At 65.2% G+C, this 24,156-nt stretch carries 22 protein-coding genes; 14 read left to right on the top strand and 8 right to left on the bottom strand.

Annotated elements, in window-relative coordinates:
* Positions 1–68 precede the first annotated feature (68 nt).
* Together G6P99_RS45250 and G6P99_RS45245 are read left to right on the top strand one after the other, a co-directional pair.
* Positions 69–1,850 carry an acyl-CoA dehydrogenase family protein gene (locus G6P99_RS45250; RefSeq protein WP_165126784.1) on the top strand — a complete coding sequence of 594 codons (1,782 nt, stop codon included), beginning with the start codon at positions 69–71 and terminating at the stop codon, positions 1,848–1,850.
* A gap of 53 nt (positions 1,851–1,903) precedes the next feature.
* Positions 1,904–2,992 (top strand): Zn-dependent alcohol dehydrogenase, encoded by a 1,089-nt coding sequence (locus tag G6P99_RS45245; RefSeq protein ID WP_029077962.1) that lies wholly within the window; start codon positions 1,904–1,906, stop codon positions 2,990–2,992.
* A gap of 148 nt (positions 2,993–3,140) precedes the next feature.
* On the opposite strand, the gene G6P99_RS45240 is transcribed toward G6P99_RS45245, so the two are convergent.
* The 4 genes from G6P99_RS45240 to G6P99_RS45225 all read right to left on the bottom strand — a co-directional run bounded on the left by G6P99_RS45240 (position 3,141) and on the right by G6P99_RS45225 (position 7,522).
* The gene (locus tag G6P99_RS45240) at positions 3,141–3,494 is read right to left on the bottom strand and encodes a nuclear transport factor 2 family protein (protein WP_029077961.1); all 354 of its coding nucleotides are present in this window, start codon (positions 3,492–3,494) and stop codon (positions 3,141–3,143) included.
* A 152-nt stretch (positions 3,495–3,646) separates the two neighbouring features.
* Positions 3,647–5,119 (bottom strand): amidase, encoded by a 1,473-nt coding sequence (locus tag G6P99_RS45235; protein ID WP_029077960.1) that lies wholly within the window; start codon positions 5,117–5,119, stop codon positions 3,647–3,649.
* 98 nt (positions 5,120–5,217) lie between these two features.
* Positions 5,218–6,189, bottom strand: a complete 972-nt coding sequence (gene mbfA / locus G6P99_RS45230; protein ID WP_029077959.1) for an iron exporter MbfA — start codon at positions 6,187–6,189, stop codon at positions 5,218–5,220.
* 178 nt (positions 6,190–6,367) lie between these two features.
* On the bottom strand, positions 6,368–7,522 hold the full coding sequence (locus G6P99_RS45225) for an alpha/beta fold hydrolase (protein WP_029077958.1): 1,155 nt from the start codon (positions 7,520–7,522) through the stop codon (positions 6,368–6,370).
* Between the two features lie 105 nt (positions 7,523–7,627).
* Between G6P99_RS45225 and G6P99_RS45220 the strand changes: the two genes are divergently transcribed.
* Positions 7,628–8,134, top strand: a complete 507-nt coding sequence (locus tag G6P99_RS45220; RefSeq protein ID WP_165126781.1) for a hypothetical protein — start codon at positions 7,628–7,630, stop codon at positions 8,132–8,134.
* Between the two features lie 73 nt (positions 8,135–8,207).
* On the opposite strand, the gene G6P99_RS45215 is transcribed toward G6P99_RS45220, so the two are convergent.
* Together G6P99_RS45215 and G6P99_RS45210 are read right to left on the bottom strand one after the other, a co-directional pair.
* Positions 8,208–9,752 (bottom strand): acyl-CoA synthetase, encoded by a 1,545-nt coding sequence (locus G6P99_RS45215; protein WP_165126778.1) that lies wholly within the window; start codon positions 9,750–9,752, stop codon positions 8,208–8,210.
* 183 nt (positions 9,753–9,935) lie between these two features.
* Positions 9,936–11,108, bottom strand: a complete 1,173-nt coding sequence (locus G6P99_RS45210) for an acetyl-CoA C-acetyltransferase (protein WP_029077955.1) — start codon at positions 11,106–11,108, stop codon at positions 9,936–9,938.
* A gap of 174 nt (positions 11,109–11,282) precedes the next feature.
* On the opposite strand from G6P99_RS45210, the gene G6P99_RS45205 reads away from it, so the two are divergent.
* From G6P99_RS45205 to G6P99_RS45165, 9 genes are all read left to right on the top strand, one after another.
* The gene (locus G6P99_RS45205) at positions 11,283–11,948 is read left to right on the top strand and encodes a TetR family transcriptional regulator (protein WP_029077954.1); all 666 of its coding nucleotides are present in this window, start codon (positions 11,283–11,285) and stop codon (positions 11,946–11,948) included.
* A 46-nt stretch (positions 11,949–11,994) separates the two neighbouring features.
* Positions 11,995–12,753 (top strand): SDR family NAD(P)-dependent oxidoreductase, encoded by a 759-nt coding sequence (locus G6P99_RS45200; RefSeq protein WP_029077953.1) that lies wholly within the window; start codon positions 11,995–11,997, stop codon positions 12,751–12,753.
* Between the two features lie 237 nt (positions 12,754–12,990).
* Positions 12,991–13,797: an enoyl-CoA hydratase/isomerase family protein gene (locus G6P99_RS45195; RefSeq protein ID WP_029077952.1), complete on the top strand. Its 807-nt coding sequence runs from the start codon at positions 12,991–12,993 to the stop codon at positions 13,795–13,797.
* Between the two features lie 41 nt (positions 13,798–13,838).
* Positions 13,839–15,707 (top strand): AMP-binding protein, encoded by a 1,869-nt coding sequence (locus tag G6P99_RS45190; RefSeq protein ID WP_165126775.1) that lies wholly within the window; start codon positions 13,839–13,841, stop codon positions 15,705–15,707.
* A 108-nt stretch (positions 15,708–15,815) separates the two neighbouring features.
* A complete protein-coding gene (locus G6P99_RS45185) occupies positions 15,816–16,943 on the top strand; it encodes an acyl-CoA dehydrogenase family protein (protein ID WP_029077950.1) in 1,128 nt (375 codons plus the stop codon).
* Positions 16,944–17,064: 121 nt separating this feature from the next.
* The gene (locus G6P99_RS45180) at positions 17,065–18,312 is read left to right on the top strand and encodes an acyl-CoA dehydrogenase (RefSeq protein WP_029077949.1); all 1,248 of its coding nucleotides are present in this window, start codon (positions 17,065–17,067) and stop codon (positions 18,310–18,312) included.
* A 117-nt stretch (positions 18,313–18,429) separates the two neighbouring features.
* On the top strand, positions 18,430–19,674 hold the full coding sequence (locus G6P99_RS45175) for an acyl-CoA dehydrogenase (protein ID WP_029077948.1): 1,245 nt from the start codon (positions 18,430–18,432) through the stop codon (positions 19,672–19,674).
* 115 nt (positions 19,675–19,789) lie between these two features.
* Entirely contained in the window at positions 19,790–20,488 is a 699-nt protein-coding gene (locus G6P99_RS45170) for a nitroreductase (RefSeq protein WP_029077947.1), read from the top strand.
* A 91-nt stretch (positions 20,489–20,579) separates the two neighbouring features.
* Positions 20,580–20,990, top strand: a complete 411-nt coding sequence (locus G6P99_RS45165) for a hypothetical protein (protein ID WP_029077946.1) — start codon at positions 20,580–20,582, stop codon at positions 20,988–20,990.
* On the opposite strand, the gene G6P99_RS45160 is transcribed toward G6P99_RS45165, so the two are convergent.
* Positions 20,987–21,982, bottom strand: coding sequence for a helix-turn-helix transcriptional regulator (locus G6P99_RS45160; RefSeq protein WP_029077945.1), 996 nt, complete (start codon positions 21,980–21,982; stop codon positions 20,987–20,989). The genes G6P99_RS45165 and G6P99_RS45160 overlap by 4 nt on opposite strands.
* An 83-nt stretch (positions 21,983–22,065) precedes the next feature.
* Between G6P99_RS45160 and G6P99_RS45155 the strand changes: the two genes are divergently transcribed.
* Complete coding sequence (locus G6P99_RS45155; RefSeq protein WP_035975854.1) at positions 22,066–22,722, top strand: glutathione S-transferase family protein; 657 nt, start codon at positions 22,066–22,068, stop codon at positions 22,720–22,722.
* Positions 22,723–22,735: 13 nt separating this feature from the next.
* A complete protein-coding gene (locus G6P99_RS45150; protein ID WP_245284492.1) occupies positions 22,736–23,209 on the top strand; it encodes a DUF6157 family protein in 474 nt (157 codons plus the stop codon).
* A gap of 160 nt (positions 23,210–23,369) precedes the next feature.
* On the opposite strand, the gene G6P99_RS45145 is transcribed toward G6P99_RS45150, so the two are convergent.
* Positions 23,370–24,155, bottom strand: coding sequence for an enoyl-CoA hydratase/isomerase family protein (locus G6P99_RS45145; RefSeq protein WP_165126772.1), 786 nt, complete (start codon positions 24,153–24,155; stop codon positions 23,370–23,372).
* Position 24,156: the final 1 nt, after the last annotated feature.

Below are 24,156 nucleotides of genomic sequence, written 5' to 3'. Positions count from 1 at the left end.
GCTTTCCTTTGCTCGGCCGGAGGAGGATAGTCGTGCCCAAACAAATGAGAAGCGAAGCCGGGAATTCAATGCAGCCGCTCAAGCAGGATCAGAAAACGTCGTCCGTCAGCCAGCCGGGACTGCTGGCGCCCGATACGACGGGAATGAATTTCTACCGGGCCGATCCCGCGCTGACAGATCTTCTGAAACTGCATCTGCCCGAAGCGTTGTTCCGCCACATCGAGCCGCATCTCGACCGTCTCGGCGGATTGGCCGGTGGCTTTCTCGACGAATGCGCACGGCTTGCCGACCGGCATACGCCTGTGCTGCATCAGCGCGACAAGTTCGGCCGCGACGTCCAGCACATCGAATATCATCCGGCCTATCGCGATATCGAGAAAGTCGCGTTCGGCGAGTTCGGCATTCACGCGCTGTCGATCCGCAAGGACATCATGGGCTGGCCCGATAAATATCCTGTCGTGGCCAAGCACGCCTTCACCTTCCTGTTCAACCAGACCGAATTCGGCATGGGTTGCCCGATCAACGTCACCGACGGTTGCGCGAAGCTGCTGGCGAATTTCGGCAGCGAGGCTTTGAAGGCGAAATATTTGGACGGACTGACCCAGACCGACATGAGCAGACTGACGCAGGGCGGCCAGTTCATGACCGAGAAGGAGGGCGGTTCCGACGTCGGCACGCTGACCACCCGCGCCGTGCAGGAAGGCGACCACTGGCGGCTCTACGGCGAGAAGTGGTTCTGCTCAAACGCCGATGCCAAGGTGGTGATGCTGCTGGCGCGCCCCGAGGGCGCCGGGCCGGGCACCCGCGGCGTCGGCCTGTTCCTGATGCCGCGCTTCCTCGACGACGGCGCGCAGAACCACTACCGGATCGTGCGCCTGAAGGACAAGCTCGGCACCCGCTCGATGGCTTCGGGCGAGATCAAGTTGGATGGCGCGATCGCTTACGCCGTCGGCAAGCTCGACCGCGGCTTCGTGCAGATGGCCGAGATGGTGAACTCGTCGCGGCTTTCGAACGGCGTGAAGTCGACTGCGCTGATGCGCCGCGCCTTCCACGATGCGATGACGGTCGCGAAGGGCCGTGTGGTGTTCGGAAGCCGCATCATCGATTTGCCGCTGGCGCGGCGGCAGCTGATGAAGATCATGCTGCCGACCGAGCAGGCGCTGTCGATGAGCTTTCTGACCGCTGACGCGCTCGACCGCGCCGAGGCCGGCAGCCAGGATGCCGCGGCATTGCTGCGCATCCTGACGCCGACCTTGAAATTCCGCGCCACCCGCGATGCCCGAAAAGTCTGCGGCGACGCGATGGAGATGCGCGGCGGCATCGGCTACATCGAGGAATTCGTCACGCCCCGGTTGCTGCGCGACGCGCATCTCGGTTCGATCTGGGAAGGCACCGGCAACATCGTCGCGATCGACGCGCTGAAGCGCGCGGTCGGCCGCCATGGCGCCGACAATGCGCTCGCGGCCGATCTGCATGTGCGGCTCGATGACAGCCCGAACGTGCCGCAAGCCTGGCGCAGCCGGCTGCGCGATCTCAGCGACCGCGCGATCGGGTTTGCGCGCGAGGTCTCTGGGAGCATCGACAATGAGGGCGATGCGCGGCGCGCCACCAGCCTGCTCTATCATGTCGCAAGCGCCGTGGCGCTGGCGTGGGAAGGCGGCCGCATTCACGAGATGCGCGGCGATGCGCGCCGGCTGCTGCTGTCGCGGATGGTGATCGACCATCGCGTGATGCCCGGCGATCCGTTCCGGCTTGCGGAAAATGCCGTTCAGCGCAGGATGACGGAGCACCTGCTCGGCGATCGCGCCGTCGGCATGGCCGAGGTTGGCGAATTGCTCATCGCAGCGTAGGCTGCCGCGCGAGCGCACCGTTCAAACAAACAAAAACGCCAAGGGAGACCCCGATGAAGGCCGCCGTTCTGCATGAAGTCAACAAGCCGCTGGTGATCGAGGATGTCAGCGTGCCCAATCCCGGGCCGCGCGAGGTCCTGATCCGCACCGCAGTCGCGGGTCTCTGCCACTCCGACCTGCACTTCATGGAAGGCCTGTATCCGCATCCGCTGCCCGCGGTGCTCGGCCATGAATCGGCCGGCGTGGTCGAGAAGGTCGGCTCCGACGTCAATTACGTGAAGCCGGGCGATCACGTCGTCACCTGCCTCTCGGTGTTCTGCGGCACCTGCGACAATTGCACCACCGGCCGCACCGTGCTGTGCACCGACACCACAGTGAAGATGTTGCCCGGCGCCTCCAACCGGTTGTCCTGGAACAGGTCGGAGAAGCTGCACCAGTTCCTCAATCTCTCGTCGTTCGCCGAGCAGATGCTGGTGCACGAGAACGCCATCGTGAAGATCAAGAGGGAGATGCCGCTCGATCTCGCCGCGCTGATCGGCTGCGGCGTCATCACCGGCTATGGCGCCGTAGTGAACACCGCCAAGGTGACCGCCGGCGAGACCGTCGCGGTGATCGGCTGCGGCGGCGTCGGCATGGCCGCGATCAACGGCGCGCAGATCGCCGGCGCCGGCCGTATCATCGCGATCGACACCAATCCGGCCAAGCTGCAGCTCGCGACCAAACTTGGCGCCACCGACATCGTCGATCCCGCCCGCGGCGACGTCGTCCAGCAGGTGCGCGAGCTCACCGGCGGCGGCGTGCAACACTCCTTCGAGGTGCTCGGCCGCAAGGACACCGCCGAGCAGGCCTTCGCCATGCTGGCGCCCGGCGGCACCGCGACCATCGTCGGCATGATCCCGTTCGGCCAGAAGATCGAGCTGCACGGTTTTGACTTCCTGCGCGAGCGCAGGATTCAAGGCTCCTCGATGGGCTCCAACCACTTCCGCGTCGACATGCCGCGCCTCGTCGACTTCTACATGCGCGGCAGACTGCATCTGGAGGACTGGATCTCGGCCAAGCTGAAGCTTTCCGAGATCAACGAGGGCTTCGCCAACATGAAGGCCGGCAAGACGCTGCGCAGCGTGATCATGTTCGACAGCTGAGCTTGTGTCGTCCCGGCGAAAGCCGGGACCCATACGCCGCGGCTCCACTTGGGGCACAGAGGTGGACGACTTTCTTTAGTCACCACAAATAGCGGTGGTTATGGGTCTCGGCGTTCGCCGGGACGACGGTTGAGATTGTTGTCAGCCGTCACCGCGCGACGTGCGCGGACACGGCGAGCCATTTGCCGTTCTGCCGCGCCCAGCAATCGGTGTAGCGGCCGTGTGCGGGCTCGCCGTCGGCGTTGGTGTAGCTGGTCTTCGCGTGGATGATGGCGAAATCGCCGAGGATGCGGATTTTGATGTCCTCGGCCTTCAGGCCCTTGATTTTCACCGGGATCGCCGTCTGCTTCAGGAAGGCGGCGCGGTCGACCAGGCTCTTGTCTGGATTGGTGCAGTAAAAGTCCTGCGCCAGGATTTCATCGAAGCGCTTGACGTCGCAGTTCTGAACCGAGTCGACGTAATCCTTGTTGAGTTTTGTCAGCTCTTCGAGATCGTTGCTCATTGTTTTCCTCCCGGCTGCTATTGCTCGTCATTGCGAGCACCCAGTCGGCGCCAAGCGCCGCCGGATGACAGGCTCCGCGAAGCAATCCATCGTTCCGCGCACGTTGATATATGGATTGCTTCGCTCCGCTCGCAATGACGGCAGCAACTTACTCAATCATCGAACATCTTCGGCGGCACAAATCCGCCGAACTCGCGCTCGATCAGCTCGGCGAGCTTGATCGGCGTGCGGTCCTCGAGCCAGGGGCCGACGATCTGCACGCCGAGCGGCAGTCCGTCGGGCGCAAAGCCGGTCGGGATCGCAGTCGAAGGCAGGCCAGGCAGGGTCGCGATGCCGGGCCAGGCGAGCTGGTCGGTGTAGATGTGCGGTTCGCCGTCGATCAGGATTCTGCGCTGCTCCTGATCGGGCGAATGATCGTGCGGATAGGCCGGCGTCGGCATGATCGGGCAGATCACCGCGTCGAAGGACTTGAAGAACTCGCGCCATTGCGCGCGCAGCCGCGAGCGCGCCGCAGTCGCCTGCACCCAGTCGCGATGGCTGAGCGCGATGCCGCGCAGCCGCTCGGCCTGCAGGCTGGTGTTGTCGGCCGGCAATGCCGCCGCCGCCGCGCAGGCGCCGGCATAGATATCGGGCGGAAAGTTCGCGCCGAGGAACGACAGCAGCATCCGCATATAGAGCCGCGACGACGCCGCGAAATCCGGCAGCAGCGGGCTCGCGCGCGAGATTTTGGCGCCGGCCTTGTCGATATGGCTGGCGAGCTTGTCGATCGTGCCGCGGACCGCCTTGTCGGTCGGCAGCACCGGATCGGTGTCGATGACGAGGATGCGGAAATCCCGCAAGTTCGCGTGGCGCGCTGCGGGCAGTTCGAGGCGATAGGCCTTGCCGGCGTCGAGCGGATCGGGGTCGGCCATTACGTCCAGCAGCAGCGACAGGTCGGCCGCGCCGCGCGCCATCGGGCCGGTCACCGCGAGGTCGCGTTCATAGATCAGCGGCGGCAGCGGCGGCGCGGTGTGTCCGCGCGACGGCAGCAGCGCGAAGGTCGGCTTGTGGGCATAGATGCCGCAGTGGAATGCCGGCACGCGCAGCGAGCCGCCGATGTCGGAGCCGAGCGACAGCGCGCCGTAGCCCGCCGCGAGCGCCGCCGACGATCCGCCGGAGGAGCCGCCCGGAGTGCGGCCGAGGTCGTAAGGGTTGTTGGTGGTGCCGTAGATCTCGTTGTAGCTCTGCCAGTCGGCGAGCCCGACCGGCACGTTGGTCTTGCCGAGGATCACGCCGCCGGCGTCCTTCACCCGCGTGATCGAGAGCGCGTCCTCAGTCGGCGTGAAGTCCTTCTGCGCCGGGTAGCCCCAGGTCGTCGGCAGGCCCGCGACGTTGAAGGATTCCTTCACCGTCATCGGGATGCCGAGCAGCGGCTTGTGCTCGCCGCGTGCGATCGCGGCATCGGCCGCGCGTGCAGCAGTGAGGCCGCGCTCGAAATCGCGCACGCAGACCGCGTTGACCCTGCCGTCGTGGCGCTCGATGCGGCCGATCGCGTCCTGTGCGAGCTCGACCGCCGAGACCTGCTTGCTGCGCAGCGCCTCCGACAGTTCGACGGCGGTCCTGAAACTCCATTGCGATTTGGCCACGGCGTGCTCCCGGTTCTGGTTGGCGCGATGATGGGCAGTTTGGCTGCCGCCCGCAAGCGCTGTAGCCGCCGCATGGCTGCCGCGTTTGATCGGAATTTCTACGCCGCACCGATCAGGATGCCGACCGCGAGCACGATCGCGCCGCCCAGCACGATCTGGAACACCGCCTGCAGGAACGGCGTGTCCATGTAGCGCGAGCGGATGAAGGCGATCGCCCACAATTCGAAGAACACCACGATCCCGGCGATTGCGGTCGCGATCCAGAATGCGTTCGGCCAGGCGTCGGGCACCAGATAGGGGATGGTGTGGCCGAGGCCGCCGAGCGTCGTCATCAAGCCGCAGGTCAGGCCGCGCAGCCAGGGCGAGCCGCGCCCGGTCAGCGAGCCGTCGTCGGACAGCGCCTCGGCAAAGCCCATGCTGATGCCGGCGCCGATCGAGGCGGCAAGTCCGACCAGAAAAGTCTGCCAGTTGTGATGGGTGGCGAAGGCGGCGGCGAACAGCGGCGCCAAGGTCGAGACCGAGCCGTCCATCAATCCGGCAAGCCCGGGCTGGACATATTGCAGCACGAACATCCGCCGCCGCGTGCGGTCTTCCTCGGCGCGCACATCGGGCTTGAGGATGTCGCCGGTCAGCTTGACCGCGAGCTTCTCGTGGCCCTTTTCCTCCTCGGCGAGATCGCCGAGCAGCCGGCGCACGCCGACATCCTCGGCCTTCTCCGCGGCCTTCGCATAGAAGCGCTCGGCCTCCAGCTCCATGGTCTCGACTTCCTTGCGGATGGTGTCGAGCGGCAGGTTCTTGGTCAGCCAGATCGGGCGGCGGCGCAAAAAGCCTTTGACATCCTCGCGCCGGATCGGCGGCAGATGCTGACCGAAGCGCTGCTCGTAGGTCTCCAGCAGCCGGTGGCGATGGCCGCGCTCCTCCTCCGCCATCTCCTCGAAAATCTTCGCGGTATCGGGATATCGCCCGGCGAGGTCCTCGGCGAAGGACATGTAGATGCGGCTGTCCTCCTCCTCGGAGGCGATCGCGACCGCCAGCACCTCGCGCTCGGTCAGATCGGCAAAGTTCTTCACGGCAACGCACCCTGTTCATTCAGTTTAGAATTAGAATAGTTCTAAATAATAGGAGCGCGCCGCCGCCGGGTCAAATCAAGGTGGCCCCGAATCCGGGCGCAACTGCGCCGGGCGGCAGCGCAGTTTTGGCGAAGAACGCTTTTCAGAACAATGAGATGAACTTGGATCGAGCAACGGCTCAGGGCCGGGAGCCGGCCTCTCGCAGGAATGTGAGCAGGAGCCGGCTGACCTCCTCCGGCTGCTCCTGCTGCACCCAATGGCCGGCGCTGTCGACCAGATGGCAGCCGATCATCCTGCTGCAGGCCTTGGTCCGCATCGCTTCGAACACACCGGGCCGCTGATAGGTGCCCCAATCCTGCTTGCCCGAGATGAAGGCGGAGGGCTGGTCGATGCTGCGGCCGCTCCAGGTCTGCAATTCCGGGGTGAACGCGCCCGAGGTGCCGCAGCGATACCATTGCAGCCCGCCCTGGAATCCAGTGCGCTGATACTCGGCGCTGTAATAGGCGAGCTCCCGATCCGGCAGCCAGGTGTTGGCAGCGATCGCCTCACGCGACGGCATCTGTTCGGCCACCGTCGCCGCCATGTCCTTGGCGAGATCCATCACATAATAGGTCGGCAGCTTTGCCAGTTCGCCCGCCGACCACGACTCAAGCGGATACGGCCTGTTGTCTTTCCAGTCCGCGCTCTTGTGATGGTAGTAGGCGCGCAGGAAATCATGCACGCCCTGCGGCGCGCGATGCATGTCGTCGTTGGCCGGACGTGTCGAATAATACCACTGATAGTGTTTGCGCGGCCGCGGCAGCGCGGCGAGCTCGCGATGCACCGGGTCTTCGCCCGCGGGCTTTGCCGGAGTGTTCGCGATGTTGAACGGCAGCGACGGCGGCCCCGCGAACGGCGCGCTCATCATCACGACCGCGCGGAACACGTCGGGCCGGATCAGCGCGCACCATGCCGCGACCGACGAACCGAAATCATGCCCGATCACCGCATCGACATGCTTGGTGCCGAACGCTGCGACCACCCCGAGCGCATCGCGCACCAGGTTGGGCAGGCGGAACGACGCGAGGTCGCCGTCATAATCCGCGCTCCAGCCAGTGGTGCGGCCATAGCCGCGCTGGTCCGGCGCGATCACATGATAGCCGGCCGCGGCCAGCTTCGGCATCACCTTGCGCCAGGAGAACGCCAGCTCCGGAAAACCGTGCAGCAGCAGCACGCAGGGACGGCCGGATGTCTCGAAGCCGGCTTCGAGCACATGCATGCGCAGGCCGTTGATCCCGTCGACATAACGCGAGCGGATGGTGGCGGGGAGCGGGACGTCGGGGAGGGCTGCCATCGTAAGGATCACCTGTTCAGGACAGCCGCAGAACCAGCGCATTTGGCTGTATGCTGGCGGTCATTGTTCTCACGATAGCAACTTTGGCCAGGGGATGCATACCGCATGCGCCACGCGAGGATTGCAATGCTGCCCGGCTGGATGGCGCGGCCCGCTCTGACGATCGTGGCCGCAAGCCTGCTGCTGCTGCCGGTGGCGCGCGCCGCCGACATCAACGAGCTGACCGAAAAATTGCCGCACGCCTATATCGGCGAATTCCTGTGGGATGGTGACAAGACGGTGCAGAACGTCGTCATCACCTTCGACCAGGTGCACGCCCTGAACGAGCAGAACGCGGAAGCGCTCGGCTGCGGTTCGTATGAGGTCGGCCGTCGCGTGACCAAGATCAAGGTGCGGATGTTCGTCCGGCTGTCCGATCTCGAGGTCGAGCTGTTCGAGCGGTCGCCCGACGGCAACGGCTCGTTCGAGACCGGCGGCAGCCATCGCGGCAAGCTGTCGGAAGATTTTCAGCAGATCGACGCGCAGTGGACCACCACGGCGACCGGCCAGCACGGCCAACTCCATCTGCGCGCCGTGGCCTCGGCCGCCTGCGAGCCGGCCGCGGCGCTGTAGCTCGGGTCAGCGTCTCTGAGTGGGCAAAGCACCGCCGGTCCCTAATCCTCCCCTTTCAGGGGAGGGCAAGAAGTCACGCCTTGCCCGCCGGCTTCGGCCAATAGCGATCACGCAGATGCCGCTTCACCAGCTTGCCCGTCGGCGTCCGCGGCAGCTCGGCCTCGAAGTCGATGCTCTTCGGGCATTTGATCGGCGACAGATGCTGTCTGCAGAACGCGATCAGCTCGGCCTCGAGATCCTTGCCGGCCTTGGTCATGTCGCGCGGCTGCACCACGGCCTTGACCGCTTCGCCCATCTCTTCGTTCGGCACGCCGAACACCGCGACGTCGGAGACCGCGGGATGCGTGATCAGCACGTCCTCAGTCTCCTGCGGATAGATGTTCACGCCGCCGGAGATGATCATGTAGCTCTTGCGGTCGGTGAGATAGAGGAAGCCCTCTTCATCGAGGTAGCCGACGTCGCCGAGCGTCGACCAGCCCCTGGCGTTATAGGCCTTCTTCGTCTTCTCGGGATCGTTGTGATAGGTGAAGGCGGGCGCGTCGGCGAAATAGACCTGGCCGATCTGCCCCGTCGGCGCCTCCTCGTCGTTTTCGTCCAGGATCTTGACCTTGCCGACCACGGCGCGGCCGACCGTGCCGCGATGCGTGAGCCATTGCTGCGAGGTCGACACCGTGACGCCGTTGCCCTCGGAGCCCGCGTAATACTCGATCAGGATCGGTCCCCACCATTCGATCATCTTGGCCTTGACGTCGACCGGGCAGGGCGCCGCGGCGTGGATCGCGCCTTTCAGCGAGGAGACCTTGTAGCGTGCGCGGATCTCGTCGGGCAGCTTCAGCATGCGCACGAACATGGTCGGCACCAGCTGCGACTGCGTCACCTTGTGCTTCTCGACCTGCTTCAAAAATTCCTCGGCATCGAAATGCTCCATGATGACCGAGGTGCCGCCGAGCACGGTTGCCATCATGTTGAAGCGCAGAGGGGCCGCATGATAGAGCGGCGCCGGCGACAGATAGATGCTGTCGGCGTTCATGCCGCACATGTCGGCGGTGAGAATCCGCAGGAACGGGTTCGGCACGTCGATCCGGTTGCCCTCGAACTCCTTCTTGATGCCGTTGGGCCGGCCGGTGGTGCCGGAGGAATACAGCATGTCGTAGCCCGCGACCTCGTCGGCAACCGGCGTGGTCGGCTGCGCGCCGGCCTCCTTGTCGTAGGAGCGGAAGCCGGGCGCGGGCTCGTCCATCATGTAGAACAGCGGCTCGCCGGGTTCGCCCTTGATCAGGCCCTTCACCTTGTCGGCGCATTGCGGCGTGGTGATGAAGACCTTAGCCCCGCAATCCCTAATGATGTAGGCGATCTCATCTTCCGTCAGGTAGCGGCTGATCGCCGTGTAATAGAGCCCCGAGCGCTGCGCCGCCCAGCAGATCTCCAAGAAGGCGAGCCGGTTTTCCATCAAGAGCGCGATGTGGTCGCCTGCCTTCAGGCCGAGCGAGCGGAACAGATGTGCGCCCTGGTTCGAAAGCTCGTCAAGCTCGCGATAGGTGATGGATTTGCCGGTCGCCGCCATCTGGTAGGCGATCTTGTTCGGATGGTTGCGCGCGTGGATCGACGGATGGGTCAAAGATGTTTCCTCAAACAAAGTGGTCGTCCCGGCGAAGGCCGGGACCCATAACCACCAATTTTTGTTGTTGGACTGGGTTGCGGCCCCAGCCGTGCCTAACCACAAGCGCCTGTGGTTATGGGTCCCGGCCTTCGCCGGGACGACGCTTTTTGTGTGGAGGCTGTGCGCCTCACCTAACGAGGCTTACAGCCGCTCGACAATCGTCACGTTCGCCATGCCGCCGCCTTCGCACATCGTCTGCAGGCCGTAGCGCTTGTTGCGCTGCTTGAGTGCGTGCAGCAGCGTGGTCATCAGCTTGGTGCCGGAGCCGCCGAGCGGATGGCCGAGCGCGATCGCGCCGCCGTTGACGTTGAGGCGCGCCGGATCGGCACCGGTGGTCTTCAGCCACGCGGTCGGCACCGAGGCGAAGGCCTCGTTGACCTCGAACAGGTCGATGTCGTCGACCTTCATGCCGGCCTTCTGCAGCGCGCGCTGGGTCGCCGGCAGCGGCGCTTCCAGCATGATCACGGGGTCGCCGCCCATCATGGTCAGATGATGGATGCGCGCCATCGGTGTGAGGCCGAGCGCCTTGAGGCCCTTCTCGTTGACGACCATCACGCCGGAGGCGCCGTCGCAGATCTGGCTGGCGCTCGCCGCGGTCAGCCTGCCGTTCTCGGCGATCAGCTTGACGCCCTTGATGCCGTCGAGGCTGGCGTCGAAGCGGATGCCTTCGTCGATATGGTGGGTGTCGGTCGAGCCGTCGGCGCGGGTGATCTTCACCGGCACGATCTCATCCTTGAAATGGCCGGCTTGCGTTGCCGCGATCGCACGCTGATGGCTGTTGTAGGAGTACTCGTCGAGCTCATCCTTCGACAGGCCGTACTTCTCCGCCATCATCTCCGCGCCGGTGAACTGGCTGAAGATGATGTTGGGGTACTTCGCCTCGATGCCCGGGCTCTTGTAGTGGCCGAAGCCGCTCTTGGCCGGCAGCGAGGAGGCGAGCCCCATCGGCACGCGGGTCATCGATTCCACGCCGGCGGCGATCACGCAGTCCATGGTGCCGGACATCACGGCCTGCGCCGCGAAGTGCAGCGCCTGCTGCGAGGAGCCGCACTGGCGATCGATCGAGGTCGCCGGCACGCTCTCCGGCAGCTTGGATGCCATCACCGCGTTACGCGCGACGTTGTTGGACTGCTCGCCGGCCTGCATCACGCAGCCCATGATGACGTCCTCGACCTGCGCCGGGTCGGCGCCGGATCGTTCGACCAGCGCATCGAGAACGGTCGCGGCCAGATCGGCGGGATGCCAGCCGGCGAGACGTCCCCCCTTGCGGCCGCCCGCGGTGCGAGCGGCGGCGACGATATATGCCTCGGCCATGTCTGATCTCCCTGATGTTCTGATTGGGCGGTTTTGAAAGTTGGGCCGGATTTAAGGGGCGGCTCCACATTTAGTCAATCAATCAATTAACTCTTGAGTGCAGCCCCGCCATGGGCTTATGTGCGGCCTCGATTTACCGGCGAGCCCGGAACCAAGAGCGGGACCAGAGCGCAGTTGAATACCAGCGTACCGACGAAACTTGCCGCGAGCAAAAACGCCACGGCGGACAAGCTATTGGTGGCGGCCAGCGAGCTGATGATCGAGCGCGCCTCGATCGAGGTGTCGCTGTCCGACATCGCGCAGAAGTCGGGCGTCAACGCAGCCCTGGTGAAATACCATTTCGGCAACAAGGACGGGCTGTTGCTGGCGCTCTTGGCGCGCGATGCCGCGACCGAGATATCGCAACTCGAATATCTCTTGGCGCAGCCGATCTCGCCGTCCGCGAAGCTGCGGCTGCATATCGGCGGCATCATCCGCGCCTATCACCAGTTCCCCTATATGAACCGGCTGATCCATTATCTGCTGCACGAAAGCTCGGCAGGCGCTCCGGACGAGGTGTCGAAATTCTTCGTCGCGCCGCTGCTGGATTTTCATCGCCGGCTGTTGGCCGAAGGCATCAAGGCCGGCGAGTTCCGCAAGATCGATCCGGTGCTGTTCTACACCAGCCTGATCGGCGCCTGCGATCATCTGTTCTTCGGCCGCCACGCGATGTCGCGCGCGGTCGGCGTCGGTCCGGTCACCGACGAGGTCTGCCGCGAATACATCAAGCACATGGAAGCCTTGATCTTCGGCGGCGTGCTCAATCCCGATAAGGAAACGGCGGCTGTCGCCGCCGGATAACAAAGTTCGAAGTTGAGAGAAGAAACGCTCAAGGAAGGGTTATTCCATGCAGTTGAAAGACGTTGCCGTTCTCATCACCGGCGGCGGCTCCGGCCTCGGCGCCGCGACCGCCCGCGCCATGGCCGCCAAGGGCGCCAGGATCGGCGTGATCGACCAGAACAAGGAAAACGCCGAGAAGGTAGCCGCCGAGGTGAAGGGCGTCGCGCTGCATGCCGACGTCACCGACGAGGAAGCGATCAAGGCGGCGATCGCCAAGGCCGAGGCCGCGCACGGCATCGCGCGCGTGCTGATGAACTGCGCCGGCATCGGCGGCTCGCAGCGCATCGTCGGCAAGGACGGCGTCTATCCGCTGGCGAAGTTTGTCCGCATCATCAATGTCAATCTGATCGGCACCTTCAACGTGCTGCGCCTGTTCGCCGAGCGGCTGGCGACCGAAGCCCCGATCGGCGAGGAGCGCGGCGTCGCGATCAATACCGCTTCGGTCGCGGCCTATGAAGGCCAGATCGGCCAGATCGCCTATTCGGCCTCGAAGGGCGGTGTCGTCGGCCTCACGCTGCCGGCCGCGCGCGACCTCGCAAGCCTGAAGATCCGCGTCAACACCATCGCGCCCGGCCTGTTCCTGACACCGCTGCTGATGGGCCTCAACGAGGAAGCCCGCAAGAGCCTCGGCGCCCAGGTGCCGCATCCGGCCCGCCTCGGCGATGCCTCGGAGTACGGCAACCTCGCCGTCCACATCGTCGAGAACCCGATGCTCAACGGCGAAACCATCCGCCTCGACGGCGCCATCCGCATGGCGCCGCGCTAACGGCGAATTCCGCCGTACTTCCCTTCTCCCCTCTTGTCCGCCGAAGCCTTTAGGCGAAGGCGGATGTGGGAGAAGGTGGCGCGGACGTAGTCCGCGACGGATGAGGGGTTCTCCCCGCGGAGACAGACCCCTCACCCAACCGAATGCAAGGCTAATAGCGAACATGCCCTCTCCCACAAGGGGAGAGGGCACAGTAACGAGCATCGCGTTCGCTGAACGGTCGGGAGGACCATACGCGTGTCTCATCCGCTGCTGATCGAACATCACGACGGAGTCGATTGGGTCACGCTCAATCGTCCGGACAGCCTGAACGCGCTCGATCCCGCCATGATCGATGCGCTCAACACCTACTTCCAGGGCCTGCAGCGCAATCGCGATACCCGAATCGTGGTGCTGAAGGGCGCCGGCGCGAACTTCTGTGCCGGGCTCGACCTCAAGCACGCGATGGCACGCCGCGACGGACAGACCGAGCCGCCGGGCGTCACGGAGTCGCTGGACTCGCAGCGCCGCATTGCCGACATCGTGATGCTGATGCGGCGTTGTCCGCAGCCGATCATCGCGCTGGTGCAGGGCGCGGCCGCCGGCGGCGGCTTTGCGCTGGCGCTCGCCGCCGACATCCGCATCGCCGCAAAGAATGCGCGGATGAACTGCGCCTTCATCAAGCTCGGCCTGGGCGGCTGCGACATCGGCACCAGCTATTTCCTGCCGCGCCTCGTCGGCGTGTCCGTCGCGTCCGAACTGATCCTCACCGGGCGCTTCATCCATGCCGACCGCGCGCTCGCCGTCGGCCTTGTCTCTGAGGTGGTCGAGGCCGCCGATCTCGACGCCGCGGCCAATCCTTATGTCGAAGCGATGATGACGGCCTCGCCGGTCGGTCTCCGCCTCTCCAAGGAATGCATCAATATGAGCGTCGATGCCGGCTCGATCGAGGCCGTGATTGCGATGGAGGATCGCAATCAGGTGCTGTGCAGCCGCTCGGAAGATTTTCAGGAGGGCATCAGGGCCTTCCTTGAGAAACGAAAGCCTGTCTATATCAGGCGCTGATAAAAAGTCCGCAAAGGACAAGAAATTCCGGGAGACGCAAAATGGATGGTGACGCGGCGATGCTGACAAAACCCGCCTTTCGCAAGGTGGACTGGCTCGCACGTGACGTCGCGGTCGAGCGGCGCAACGACGGCACCATCGTCCTGAAGTCGCGGATTCCGCTGCAGGCTTACGAGACGCATATTCCGGCCTATCTCGCCAAATGGGCGGCGCAGGCACCGGAGCGTATCTGGCTGGCGCAGCGCGGCGGTCCCGACCGGCAGTGGCGCAAGGTCTCCTATGGTGACGCCAAGCGCACCGTCGATGCGCTGACGCAAAGCCTGCTCAATCTCGGTGTTGGCGGAGACCGGCCGGTCGCGATCCTCTCAGGCAATTCGATCGAGCATGCGCTGATGACGCAGGCGGCGATGCAGGCACGGTTGCCGGCCGCGCCGGTGTCGCCGGCCTATTCGCTGATGAGCCAGGATCATCTCAAGCTCAAATATCTGTTCAACCTGATCAAGCCCGCCGTCGTGATGGTGCAGGACGGTGCGGCCTTCGAGAAGGCGCTGAAGGCGATCGATCTCACAGGGATCACCGTCATTCACGTGCTGCGTCCGTGCGAGGGCATCAAGAGCGTGGCCTTTGCCGAGCTTGCCGCAACGCCGGTGACATCCGCGGTCGGTGAGTCCATCGCGAAGATCACGCCCACAACCGTCGGCAAGCTGCTGTTCACCTCGGGCTCGACCGGCATGCCCAAGGCCGTCATCAATACCCAGGAGATGATGTGCGCCAATGCGGCGATGATGATGCAGGTGCGGCCGCGTGAAACGGCTGGCCCGATCCCGACCGTGCTCGACTGGATGCCGTGGAATCACACCATGGGCGGCAATGCCGCGTTCAATCCGGTGCTGGTCGACGGCGGTACGCTCTATATCGACGACGGCCGGCCGATGCCGGGTCAGCTCGAGGAAACCATCAGGAATCTGCGCGAGGTGTCGCCGACCTATTACGCCAACGTGCCGGCCGGCTATGCCGCGCTCGCAGCCGTCATGGAGAAGGACGAAGCGCTGTGCCAGAGCTTCTTCAAGAACCTCGCGATCATGGGTTATGGCGGCGCGCGGCTGCCTGACGATCTCTACGACCGCATGCAGGCGCTGGCGGTGAAGACCACTGGCGAGCGCATTGTGTTCTACACCGGCTGGGGCTCGACCGAGACCGCGCCGACCTCGACCGGCACCTATTGGGACACCGAGCGCGTCGGCCTGATCGGCCTGCCGTTCCCCGGCGTCGAGCTGAAGATGGTGCCGTGCGGCGCGAAATACGAATTGCGGCTGCGCGGCGTCAACGTCACGCCGGGCTATTTCGGCCAGCCTGACCTCACCGCCAAGATGTTCGACGAGGAAGGCTTCTACTGCATCGGCGATGCCGGTGTGTTCGTCGATCCCGAAGATCCGCTGCAGGGCATCATCTTTGCCGGCCGCGTGGTCGAGGATTTCAAACTGACGACCGGCACCTTCGTCCATGTCGGCTCGCTGCGCACCGATGCGATCGCGGCCGCGACGCCGGTCGTGCATGACGCGCTCGTGGCGGGGCAGGACCGTGACTTCATCGGCCTGTTGTGCTGGCCGAACCTGCACGCCTGCCGTCAGCTCGTCGGCAATGCGGAGGCGAGCTATGAGGACGTGATCCGGCATCCCGACGTGGTCGCCTGCCTCAGGAAAGGCCTGCAGGCCCACAACGCGTCGACCACCGGCAGCAGCATGCGCATCGCGCGTGCAATGCTGATGGTCGAGCCGCCGTCGATCGACGGCAACGAGCTCACCGACAAGGGCTACATCAACCAGCGCGCCGGCCTCGAACGCCGCGCCGCGCTGGTCGAGAGGCTCTATGCCGACAAGCCCGGCGACGACGTGATCGTTTTGAACTGACCGTAGGATGGGTAGAGCGCAGCGAAACCCATCATCTGACCAAGCAATCGATGGGTATCGCTTCGCTCCACCCATCCTACGAAGCCAAACAACAACGCGGGTAGCGCCATGAATTTCGATTTCTCCGACGAACAGAAGCAGATGCGCGACGAGGCGCGGAAATTCCTGAGCGAACAATGCCCGCCGAAGGCCGTGCGCGAAGTGCTCGACGGCAAGGCGCCCTACGACAAGGCGCTGTGGAAGGGCCTTGCCGAGATGGGCTTCCTCGGCGTCGCGATCCCGGAGCAGTTTGGTGGCGCGGGCGCCGGCCATCTCGAGCTCTGCGTGATCGCCGAGGAAATGGGCCGTGCGCTGGCGCCGGTGCCGTTCTCCTCGACCGTCTATCTCGCCGCCGAAGCGATCCTGATCGCCGGAAGTGACGCGCAGAAGCAGAAGTGGCTGCCGAAGATCGCCACCGGCGATGCCATCGGCACGCTCGCGCTGTTCGAGGGCCACGGCAATCCGTCGCCGAAGGCGGTCAAGGTCACGGCCAATGGCGGCGTGCTCAACGGCGTCAAGAAGCCGGTCGCCGATGGTGCGATCGCCGACTTCGCGGTGGTGGCCGTGCGCACCGGTTCGAGCGGACGTGAATCCGATATCTCGCTGTTCATCGTCGACCTCAAGGCCTCAGGCGTCGAAGTCAAGTCGCTCACCAACATCGATCTGACCCGCGGCCAGGCAGAGATCACCTTTAAGGATTGCAAGGCCGAGCCGCTCGGCGCGACCGGCGAGGGCTGGAGCGTCATCACCCAGGTGCTGGATCGCGCGGCGGTGTTGATGGCGTTCGAGCAGGTCGGCGGCGCCGACCGCGCGCTGGAGATGGGTCGCGACTACGCGCTCGACCGCATCGCGTTCGGCCGTCCGATCGGCTCGTTCCAGGCGGTGAAGCACATGCTGGCTGACATGTATGTCTCGGCGACGCTGGCGCGCTCGAATTGCTATTACGGCGCCTGGGCGCTCTCGACCAATGCCGGCGAGCTGCCGGAAGCCGCTGCCGCCGCGCGCATCAGCGCGACGCAGGCGTTCCAGCACTGCGCCAAGAACAACATCCAGGTCCACGGCGGCATGGGCTTCACCTGGGAGTTCGACTGCCACATGTACTACCGCCGTGCCAATGCGGTGGCGCTCGGCCTCGGCAGCCTGTCCTATTGGGAAGACGCGCTGATCGACCGCATGCGCAAGAAGAACGCGGCGTAACGGCAATCGTAGATTCGTAGGATGGGTAGAGCGCAGCGAAACCCATCATGAAGCGGGTGGTCAAGAGATGGGTTTCGCTTCGCTCTACCCATCCTACGGCACCGACGAGGGATGATAGACCATGAATTTCGACGACACCCCGCAGGAAGCCGCATTCCGCGCCGAGGCGAAAGCCTGGGTCGCGGCCAATGCGCCGAAGCAATATGAGGAAGAGCTGCGCAAGGCCTCACTCGGCCGCTTCCAGCTCAAGGGCGCCAACATCCTCGAGGTCGCCAAGGCCTGGCAGAAGAAGAAGGCCGACGCCGGCTGGGCCTGCCTGCACTGGCCGAAGGAGTATGGCGGCCGCGGCTCGTCGCCGATCGAGCGCGTGATCTGGCAGCAAGAGGAAGGCCCGTTCGGCCGCCTGAGCTCGATGTTCATCATCGGCCACGGCATGTGCGGCCCGACCATGATGGCGTTCGCCGGCGAGGAGCAGAAGCGGACATATCTGCCGTCGCTCGCCTCCGGCGAGAAGATCTGGTGCCAGCTGTTCTCGGAGCCCGCCGGCGGCTCCGACGTCGCGGGCCTGCGCACCCGCGCCGAGAAGCATGGCGACGAGTGGGTGATCAACGGCCAGAAGATCTGGACCTCCGGCGCGCATTATTCCGACTACGGCATCCTGCTCACCCGCACTGATCCGACCGTACCGAAGCACAAGGGCCTCACCATGTTCTTCCTGGACATGAAGAGCCCGGGCGTCGAGGTGCGGCCGATCAAGCAGGCGAGCGGCGCCTCCGACTTCAACGAGGTCTATTTCACCGACGTGCGGATTCCGGACTCGCAGCGGCTCGGCAATGTCAATGACGGCTGGAACGTGTCGCTGACCACGCTGATGAACGAGCGCATGTCGATCGGCGCCGGTGTCTCGACCGGCTTCCCCGAGCTGTTCGACTTCTGCAACGGCCTGATGCTGGAGGACGGCCCGGCGATCGAGAACCGCGCGGTGCGCTCGAAGCTGGCGAACTGGGCGGTGAAGGCGAGCGGGCTGAAATACACCAGCATGCGCGCGATCTCGGCGCTGTCGAAGGGCGAGCGGCCGGGGCCGGAGAACTCGATCGGCAAGCTGGTCGCGGGTTCGATGATCCAGGACGTCGCGGCCTACGCGCTCGACCTGCAGGGCGCCGCCGGTGCCTTGAGCGGGATAGAGGATGCCGAGGTCGCCGGCAAATTCCAGGCGATGCTGCTGCGCGCGCCGGGCACCCGCGTCGAGGGCGGCACCGATGAGATCATGCGCAATATCATCGCCGAGCGCGTGCTGGGCCTGCCCGGCGACATCAGGGTCGACAAGGACGTTCCCTTCAACAAGATCCCGACCAAGGGAAGAGCTTAACCGTCGTTCCGGGGCGGCGCGACGCGGCGAACCCGGAACCTCGAGCCGCATAACAAATCTCCAGATTCCGGGTTCGATACTTCGCATCGCCCCGGAACGACAGAACAAGGAGCCGCCATGAATTTCGATGACACGCCGCAGGAAGCCGAATTCCGTAGCCTCGCCCGCAGCTGGGTCGCCGCTAACGCGCCGAAGGAGTTCGAGGAGGAGCTGTCAAAGTCGTCGCTCGGCCGCATCAAGCTCGCCAGGCACGACATGGTCGAGGTCGGCAAGGCCTGGCAGAAGAAGAAGGCCGAGGGCGGCTGGGCCTGCCTGCACTGGCCGAAGGAATATGGCGGCCGCGGCGCCACCCCCATCGAGCGCGTGATCTGGCAGCAGGAAGAGGGTGTCTACGGCAAATTGACCCAGCCGTTCCAGATCGGCGAGGGCATGTGCGGCCCGACCGTGATGGCCTGGGGCAGCGAAGACGCGAAGCGCCGCTATCTGCCGAAGCTTGCGTCGGGCGAGGAGATCTGGTGCCAGCTGTTCTCCGAGCCGTCGGCCGGCTCCGACGTTGCGGGCCTGCGCACCCGTGCAGAGAAGAAGGGCGACAACTGGGTCGTCAACGGCCAGAAGATCTGGACCTCGGGCGCGCATTATTCCGACTATGGCCTGTTGATCGCGCGCACCGATCCGAATGTGCCGAAGCACAAGGGCCTCACCATGTTCTTCCTCGATATGAAGAGCCCCGGCGTCGAGGTCAGGCCGATCAAGCAGGCCAACGGCATGCAGGAGTTCAACGAGGTCTATTTCACCGACGTCGTGATCCCCGACAGCCAGCGCCTCGGCGCCGTCGGCGAGGGCTGGAGCGTGTCGCTGACCACGCTGATGAACGAGCGCATGTCGATCGGTTCGCGGCTCGCGACCGGCGTGCCTGAAGTGTTCGAGTTCTGCTCCAATCTGATGCTGGAGGATGGCCTCGCGATCGACGATCCGGCGGTGCGCTCCAGGCTCGCGAGTTGGGCGGTGAAGGCGAGCGGGCTGAAATACACCAGCTACCGCGCGATCTCGGCGCTGTCGAAGGGTGAGCGGCCCGGTCCGGAAAACTCGATCGGCAAGCTGGTCTCCGGCCTGATGCTGCAGGACATCGCGACCTATGCGATGGACCTCGAGGGCGCGGCCGGCAGCCTCACCGGCACCGATGAGGAGCAGGCCAACGGCCAGTTCCAGCAGATGCTGCTGTCGTCGCCCTCGATGCGCATCGCCGGCGGCACCGACGAGATCCTGCGCAACATCATCGCCGAGCGCGTGCTCGGTCTTCCCGGCGACATCCGGGTCGACAAGGACGTGCCCTACAACAAGATCCCGACCAAGGGGCGTTGAGGGGATCGTAGGGTGGGTTAGCGAAGCGTAACCCACCATTGGCTATCAACCACGTGCGACAGAAGCGGTGGGTTACGCCTTCGGCTAACCCACCCTACGCAGAATAGGATGCGCAATGGACGCCGTCGTAAAACAACAAGACCGCATCGGCGCGCTCGAGGAGCTGCTCGACGAGCGCTACTCGGTGCGCGCGTTCCAGCCGCGCGAGGTGCCGCGCGAGACCATCGCGCACATCCTGGCGACTGCGCAGCGCACCGCGTCGTGGTGCAACAGCCAGCCCTGGCAGGTCCTGATCGTCTCCGGCGCGGCCAAGGAACGGTTCCGCAAGGCGATCTATGCCGAGGCCTCGCGCGGCCTCGGCGAGGATTACGACTTCACGCCGCCGCGCGAATATGTCGGGGTCTATCTGGAGCGCCGCCGCGAAAGCGGCTTTCAGCTCTACAACACGCTCGGCATCGCCAGGGGCGACAAGGCGGCCTATGCCAAACAGGCGCTGGAGAACTACAATTTCTTTGGCGCGCCGCACATTGCCGTGATCCACACCAACGAGCCGCTCGGCATCTATGGCGCGATCGATTGCGGCGGTTATGTCTCGAACTTCATGCTGGCGGCGCAGGCGCTCGGGCTCGGCACTATCCCGCAGGCCGCGATCGCCCGCCATTCCGGGCTGATCCGCCGCCATTTTGGTCTGGCCGACGATCGCCGGGTTGTCTGCGGCATCTCGTTCGGCTATGCCGATCATGCACACAAGGTGAACAGCTACCGCACCTCGCGTGCGACCGTGGCAGATACTGTCACATTCGTGGACGTATAATTCCTGAAGGCTGAGTCCGCCCAGGGCAAAGACAAAAGCGGCAAGAGCGACCAAACAAGAAACGACAAGAAAAAAAGCGACAACAAGAACAATGGCGAACGACGCCTCGCTCACGGCGGGCAGGATCAACAGGCAGCTGCACCGTCTCCCCGCGCTCGAACGCGACGCGTTCATCGCCGCGCATTATCTGGGCCAGCCGGTCGCCTGGGAGACCCGCTTCTTCGACGCGATCGACTGGGGTGCGGGCTCGGTGCTGCAGTTCAGCTTCCTGCAGCGCGGCTGGCACCGGCAATCGCGGCTCGACAATCCGATCTATGCCCATATCGATATCGAGCAACATCCTGAAACGCGCGGCCTGCGTCGCGGCCGGCGCATCGACCTCTACGGCACGATCAAGGGCATCGACTTCGTGACCGGGATTACGCTGACGCTGGACCGGTTCGAGATCCTGCCGGTCAATTTTCTCGACCGCTTCGTGATCAGCTCCGACAGCCGTTACTAGCGCCGGGCTGCGCGGCGCGCCGGCGTCTCGGCATAGCGCGCGGCCATCGCGCCCGTCAGCTCGGCCATCTTCTCGCGCAACTCCGCGGGCGCGATCACCTCGACCTCGGCGCCGAGCCGCAGCAGCTCGGTCGCGGCGTGCCACACCGTCTTGCCGACCGGCATGGTGGCGACCCGCGAGCCGTCGGCCTCGCTGCCTTCGGCAAGCCGCATCCGCGCCTTCACGTAGGGGTGCGCCAGCGCATCGAACAGTTTCAGCCCCAACGGCGACAGCCGCACCGTGGCCTGGTTCGGATGCAGCTCGGCCTCAAGCCGTTCGATCGAGGCGCGCCAATAGGCGGCGAGGTCGAAATCCGCCGGCCGCGCGAATGGCGTCTCAAGCGTCTCACAATCCAGCACGCGCGCGACGCGGTAGGTGCGTACACTGCCGTCGACGAGGCCGGCGAGATACCAGCTGCCGCCCTTCAGCACGAGCCCGAGCGGCGCCACCCGCCGCCGCTTCTCGGCCTTCCAGCTCTGGTAGCGGATTTCGATCAGGTTCTCGCGCAGCACGGCGGCTGCAATGGCGCGAAGGTGTTTCGGCTCCTCGGTTTCGCCGAACCAGCCCGGCGCGTCGAGATGGAAGCGCTGCTGCATCCCTCGCGCGTTCGGCCGCAAATTTTCCGGCAGCGCCGCCATCAGCTTGGTCTGCGCCCCGACCATCGCGGCATCAAGGCCGAGCGCCGCGGCGGGGCCGGGCAGGCCGGCCATGAACAGCGCCTCGGCCTCGCCCTGCGACAGCCCGTTCAGCCGCACGCGATAACCATCGAGCAGGCGATAGCCGCCCTCCGCGCCACGGTCGGCATAGACGGGCACCCCGGCGGCCGAGAGCGCGTCGATGTCGCGGTAGATCGTGCGCACCGAGACCTCGCAGGCCTCGGCGAGCTCGGGCGCGGTGACCTGTCCCCGCGCCTGCAGGGTGGTGAGGATGGAAAACAGCCGGCTTGCGCGCATGGCCATATCATACCTGACACAAGATGTCAGGTATAGGCGGACATAAGGAGGCCATGCCGCCCGACGGCGCAAGGAGACTGCCCATGACCACCGCGACAACCACGACCGACCGCGTCACGCTGTATTACTCGCCGCAAAGCCGCGCCACCGGCACGCGCGTGCTGCTCGAGGAACTCGGTGCGCCCTATGATTTGCATGTCCTCAACATGAAGGCGGGCGAGCAGCGCAAGGACGCCTATCTCGCCATCAATCCGCTCGGCAAGGTGCCGGCGATTCGCCATGGTGGCGCGCTGGTCACCGAGCAGGTCGCGATCTTCATCTATCTCGCCGATCTGTTTCCGCAGGCCGGCCTGACGCCCGCGCTCAACGACCCACGCCGCGGCCCGTATCTGCGCTGGATCGCTTATTACGGCGCCTCGTTCGAGCCGGCCGTGATCGACCATTTCATGAAGCGCGAGCCGGCGCCGATCACCCAGTCGCCCTACGCCGATTACGACACCATGCTGGGCGCACTGGAGGCGCAGCTCGCGAAAGGGCCCTATCTGCTCGGCGAGCAGATCACGGCGGCCGATATCCTCTGGGGCATCGCGCTCAGCTGGACCATGATGTTCGGTATCGTGCCGAAACGGGACGTGTTCGTCCGCTATGCCGAGCGCATCACCGCGCGCCCGGCGCTTGTACGGATATCGGAAGCCGACGACGAGATGGCGGCGCAGCATGCTGTGGCCGCCGGAGTGTGATACGAGCGTTGTGATGGCCAGGACACTGCAAAAGATGCCGCACAGCCCACTGCACAGCACCAACTGCTTCGACACCTTCATCCGCGTGGCGGAGGATTGTCCGGCGCGGAGCGGTGAGGAGCCGCAGCCGCGCGGCGGCCAGCCGACCGTCGCCGTGCTGCAATACCGGATGATATCCGGCGCGCCGTACCAATACACATCCGACGACGTGGTGTTCGCCACGTCGGCGGCCGGCCGCGCGCTCGATGCCAAGGCTGCGAACAGCAAGGTGGCGAAGCAGGCGCGCAGCCTCGCCCGCGAGGCGTTCTTCTCGCGCGGCCAGGCCTGCATGCGCGCCTCGCCGCTCGGCAAGCGCTTCGGCTGGGGCGTCCACGCCGATACCGAAGGCCGCATCGCGATCTACGCCGTCGACAGCAAGCGCTACCAGGCGCTCGCCGGCGATCCGGAGATCGCGCAAGTCCGCGCGATGCGGTCGAAGCGGGCGTAAGGGGAGGGTGAAGCGTCGCGCGTCGCTGCTAAGCCGTCATCCTGAGGAGCGCGTAGCGCGTCTCGAAGGATGCACGGCCACAGTTGGGCCGTCGACCCTTCGAGACGCGCGCAAGAGCGCGCTCCTCAGGGTGACGGTACTATTGATTTGAAGCGCTGCGCTAAAACTTCGGCGCCCGCTTCTCGGCGAATGCCTGGATGCCTTCCTTGATCTCGTCGCCGCGCATGCTGTCGCGGTGGCGGGCGTCGGCTGCGGCTGCATCGAGCTCGCCGCGGGCGAATTCGTTGACCGCGCGCTTCATGCCGGCCATCGCCTTGGGCGCATTGCCGGCCAAAACATTTGCAAGCTTGTCGACCTCCTCGTCGAGCAGGTCGATTGGCACCATCGCGGTGAGGTAGCCGATCCGCAGCATCTCGGGCGCCGTGATCTTTTGCGCGGACAGGAACAGCATCTTGGCGTTGTCGACGCCGAGCCGTGTGACGTAGCGCTTGATGCCGCTGGTGTAGTAGTGCAGCCCGAGCCGCGCCGCCGGCATGAACATCTCCGCGGTATCGACGCCGATCCGGAAGTCGCAGGCGAGCGCGAGGTCGGTCGAGCCGCCATAGACGCCGCCATTGAGCCGGCAGATCGTCGGCACGCTCAAATCTTCCAGACGGTTGACCACAACCTCGAACGCCGAGCCCGCGCTCTGCTGCTCGCTGGCGCTCACCGCGCGCTCGGCCACCGAGTTGAGGTCGTAACCGGCGGAGAACGCTCGGCCGGTTCCGGTCAGGACCAGCACGCGGATCGCAGGATCGGCCTCGATCCGGTCGAACAGCTTCAAGAGCTCGCCGAGATCCTCGGCCTGCAGGCGGTTAAGATGCTTCGGCCGGTTGAGGCGGATGGTGGCGCGCGCCCCCGCAATCTCGAGCACGGGTCCGCTGGCGGTGTCGGCCGCGTCAGCCATC

This window comes from Bradyrhizobium sp. 6(2017), from assembly GCF_011058295.2.
Lineage (GTDB): Bacteria > Pseudomonadota > Alphaproteobacteria > Rhizobiales > Xanthobacteraceae > Bradyrhizobium > Bradyrhizobium septentrionale.
Note: the sequence above shows the minus strand (reverse complement) of the source record. Positions and strands in the feature narration are given on the sequence as shown.